The sequence below is a fragment of the Alicyclobacillus suci genome (assembly GCF_017329615.1).
Classification (GTDB): domain Bacteria; phylum Bacillota; class Bacilli; order Alicyclobacillales; family Alicyclobacillaceae; genus Alicyclobacillus; species Alicyclobacillus suci.
Genome location: NZ_JAFMTW010000089.1, coordinates 1 through 4,541 on the forward strand (window position 1 = coordinate 1; position 4,541 = coordinate 4,541).

The following is a 4,541-nucleotide window of genomic DNA, read 5'->3' on the forward strand; positions in this document are numbered from 1 at the left end:
AGAGGTTACGGCTTCTTTTTTGGCTCATACTCGATGAACTCTTCGGAACGGATTTCGACATAAGCAAGGTTGTTGCATAGATCATTCAGCAGCCCCTAATTAGTGTGGGATGCTCAAGCGTAGATGAAATATCGAAGGTAAAACCATATCCGTTTTGACGAATGCGGTTTAAGAATTCGTAGTTTGTCTGTTTTGAAGGCAGTAAAATTTCATTTCGAAACCTCTCCCATTCAGACTGACCTTGTACTACACCCATGGAACTAAATTCATCAGCATCTTCTGGTGGCAATTGCGAAATCAACATGTTGTCTCTCTTTAGAACGGTCTGCTTTGGCACTACTCTGTCCTCGAATTCAGGGATAATCATTGGTGCCATTAGCATTAACCCACGTACTAAATCCTGCCGTAAGTGGGCTATACCTCTCGCGATATACCCACCATAGGAATTTCCGCAAACGATGAATGGCTGAGCAGGGATAATATCATCCAAAAGACGTAGCACAGTTTCCAACATGTCATCAGAGTTGTGAATAGATGCTTGTGGCTGTGAATTCCCCATACCAGGGTAAGTCTATGTATATTCTCTTCCAACCGCTCCGCTTCTCAAATAGCGGCTCCATTGCATGTAACATCACTTGATGGTCCAGTGTCCAACCATGCAACATAACAAGGGGGTAACCTTCCCCAATTACTTTATGGTTAATCAACATAGATTGAGTTCCCTTTCCTTTTCAGCATATTAGCGTAAGAAAAAATCCGTTCTTATCTTCCAAATAGTGTATTAACGTGGTTTTTACATCATTTGTTGGTGGTACCCATTTACCACTCAATAATATTGGTATCTTTAATTTCATCAATTAACCTCTGAATTCGTGCTGTACCCAATCCAGTGACATCACCGATTTCGCGGATACTGCGCTTTCCATCAATTGATGTCAAAAATTTTAAAAGGTCTGGGCTCTCACTTTCTGAAATTAAATACTCGATTTCACCATTCACAGACACACACATATCATTGCTAGGAACCAATGAAATCTCAGGACGAAACGATACGACGGCATCATCATTTAATACTGTTCCATCCGTTAAAGATTCCATGATGTGAATCATTTCTTCGTCCCAATTTGTTACGTGCTTTTCACTTGCGGTTCTTGCGAAGCAGGGAACGTCCAAATCTACATCGATGTCCTTCGCCATCTTCGCTAATAACCCCATGTTGATAATTCGGGTCATAAATTCCATGTTTGTAACTTCCGGATCAGTGTCTAATGCCTCTATACATCTCATAAGAGAGTCCCTATTCACAATTGACGACGCAATGCATTCGCTGAATGCTTCTTCAATCAGTTGAAAGTCATTTTGCTTATAAATGTTAAGCATCATACGATGCGTAGACTTGACATCTGAGCCATAAAAGAACGGTACCTTTTCCCTTAAAGAAATATATGGATCTAGATATTTAGTCATCCCATGGCGCAAAATCGATTTGTCCCAAAACAAAGTACGATGTACATCTGGTGGGACACGAAACGTAAACTCAACCAGTTCATGATCAAGGAAGGGCACTCTGTTTTCGATGCTATTTCCAGATGCTGTTCGGTCTTCGTGCCAACAGTTGTACATCTGGAGATCTCGATATTTGTTATGTAAATATGCGTACCATGGATCCATGCGCTTTTCCGAACTCAAAGTACACAAAAAGTCCATTGAAAGAATGGGCTCAGGCAGATTTCTATCCCATGAATGAATTGATATTGGTAAGCGACTCAAATGCCGACCGCGATCAAATAAGCTAAGCGCATTCAGAAATCCGTTCCATGATTGGTCGTGCGACGGAGCGAACAGAGTGCTGTACCCTCCATTGAATTCGTCACTTCCTTGCCCGGTAAGAATGACTTTCAATGAAGGCCGAACAGAACGGGAAAATTTATGCAGTTGATATTTGTATAGTTGTTCCGGTCCGCAAAAGGGTGTTTCACATAACCACAACAGCTTCTTCCATTCTTCAGGTGTGGGATAATCACCGGGACGGAACAAGACTTGATGGTTTGGTAACCCGAGTTCTTTAGCTATGATATGAGCGTACTTGGCGTCTCCGTTAGATAGTGTACTCTGACTCAGTACAGTGAAAGTGTGAAACGTCTTTCCGACTGATGCGGCGATTGCTGTCACAGCAGCCGAATCAATACCGCCACTCAGAAACACACCAACCTCTACGTCACTAATGAGGCATCTCGTTACAGCTTTCTCGAGTAAGTTACGATATTCTTCTACATATTCTTCTGGATTGCGAGATACATCATATTGATACTCAAACGCTGAAGGAAGTGTCCAATACTTAGAGCGCTTCATGGTCTTTTTCCGCAAGTCTACTTCGAGTATAGACGCCGCTGGAAGATGCTCGACTTGTTTAAAATATGAGGTAGGTTCTGTTAAATTTGTCGCCGGAGCTCCACTGAGCCAAGGATCTGACAAAGCCGATTCCCAATCAAATTCTCGGGGACAATCATGATAGCTCAACAGTGCTTTGATTTCTGAAGCAAAGATTAGTCGTTCGCGATTCACTGAGTAAAACAAAGGTTTGACACCAAACCGATCTCGTCCTAGTATGAGTTTCTGATTCCGCAAGTCCCATAGGGCAAATGCGTACATTCCATTCAACTTCGTAACAAAGTTGGTTCCGAATTCTTCGTATAGATGAACAATAACCTCACAATCAGAGTTGGAACGAAAATGATGGCGTTGTAGAGCTTCAGACCGAAGCTCCGCAGCGTTATAAATTTCTCCATTGCAGATCAGAACGATTGTATTGTCTTCGTTGTAAAGAGGCTGACTGCCCCCTTCTACGTCGATAATCGATAATCGTTTAAATCCCAATACGACATCTTGATTCTGATAGTATTGTGTATCATCTGGCCCACGATATCCTATTGTATGAATCATGCTGCGCACCGAAAGAACCATTTCAGGGGTTATCCTGCTTCCCTCGAACGCAATGACCCCTGCAATTCCGCACATCGTCACACACCCTCTATCGTTACGCTTTCGTAGAAACGTCTCTGATCGCATTGGCCGCTTTCCGCTTAAAAATCACATTTGGGATCAGGGTAAATATGCTCATTAAAAAACCGAAACAACACAGGATTAACAGTAAGTGAAATCCCTGGTTACTTATAATAGACGATTCTGTAGGCTCTAATATTTTCCCGAAAATGGCTCCGGCGAACCCTCCACTGATAAACTGTATCATCTGAAATATTCCCATATACATCCCGGTTTGTGATTCATCAATGTTGTCAATGGCGATCTTATTTTGTGCTGGCACAACAAGTGCTCCACCTATACCGCTAACGATGAACATCGCAACCAATAACAGAAACTCAAATTTTGGAAGTTTAAAAATCAACCCGACCGTTGAGATGATCATCAAGGCCGAACCAACTCCGGTTGCCACTAGAGGCGCTTTGTCTGCCCTCCGTCCTCCCCAGCCACCAAGAACAATCATCACGATAGGTTCTACCAGTAAAATGATGCCTACGATCGACGGGGTATATAGGAAGTAACTTCGAAAATAGCTCGGTACGAAGAAAGCAATAGCATTGGCCGAAATAAAAAAGAAAAATCCCCGTAGTGCAGCAAATACAAAAACACTATTGGTAAGCATGTTTTTTGGAAAAAAACGTCGCTGATTCGGGCTGAAATGCTCCATCACGAGTAAACAAACCAGTCCTACACCCGTAAGAAAAATCCATTCGAGTTTAGGTCCCACAAGTAGTAGGGCCTGAACACCAAGAAAAAATGCGATTAGACAGATGGAATTCATCATTGGAACTTCTCTCCATTCCAATTTTACCGATGAATTCCGATCCCGCTTGGGGATAAACTTTATCGCTACGCCTAACGAGATCAGGCCAAACAACAGCATTAACACAAACAAATATCTCCACGAAAAGTATTGAATAATAACCCCCCCGAGCGGCGGGCCGATAAATGAAGCGAATGCAAGTACCGCACCCTGCCAACCAAAAGCCCAACCGATTTTGTCTGAAGGGAATAATTGTTTAATCAAGGTGGCCTGTACTGGAACGACCAATGCATCAGCAAAAGCTTGCAGTGACTGGGCAATTAGAAATTCCGTCCAATTCACTGAAGTTGCGCTAAGAACTGTGGAAACACAGAATATAATCAACCCTGACAAGAATTGAACCCGGATTTCGACGATTGTGTCCTCATGAACTGGTGTGAATAATTGAAAAGGTGCTCCCCGTACGGCTAAGATGAGTTTGTCAAGAACCACATCTTCGCTAGGAAGGAGCACCTTTTGGGTGAAACAATATAATCATACACGAAGCCAGTTTGCTCGTAAAAGATCTACAATTCATACTCGCTACGATTTGAATGCCGCCACCTCCTTTGGCGGTGCAGCTGGTCTCATAGATTTTGTTTTGGGAACGGGTATTGACAGGGAGTTTTGGGTACATGGATTACGCAAGGGCAGAAACACCCAGTTCCACATGGACGATATTGCTCTGACCGTCATT

Annotated in this window: 3 protein-coding genes and 1 pseudogene; 1 reads left to right on the plus strand and 3 read right to left on the minus strand. The window is 42.9% G+C overall.

The genetic code is table 11. The features are described from left to right. Positions 1–97: 97 nt before the first annotated feature. The 3 genes and pseudogenes from J3482_RS19510 to J3482_RS19520 form a co-directional block, all read right to left on the minus strand. Positions 98–710, minus strand: a pseudogene (locus J3482_RS19510) (alpha/beta fold hydrolase); the annotation flags it as partial. Between the two features lie 109 nt (positions 711–819). After that, positions 820–3,018: an asparagine synthase (glutamine-hydrolyzing) gene (asnB, locus tag J3482_RS19515; protein ID WP_206923002.1), complete on the minus strand. Its 2,199-nt coding sequence runs from the start codon at positions 3,016–3,018 to the stop codon at positions 820–822. 19 nt (positions 3,019–3,037) lie between these two features. Beyond that, positions 3,038–4,318 carry an MFS transporter gene (locus J3482_RS19520; RefSeq protein ID WP_328702765.1) on the minus strand — a complete coding sequence of 427 codons (1,281 nt, stop codon included), beginning with the start codon at positions 4,316–4,318 and terminating at the stop codon, positions 3,038–3,040. A 7-nt stretch (positions 4,319–4,325) separates the two neighbouring features. Between J3482_RS19520 and J3482_RS19525 the strand changes: the two genes are divergently transcribed. Beyond that, positions 4,326–4,541, plus strand: a 216-nt coding sequence (locus tag J3482_RS19525; RefSeq protein WP_206923004.1) for a hypothetical protein, incomplete at its 3' end; no start/stop codon positions are given.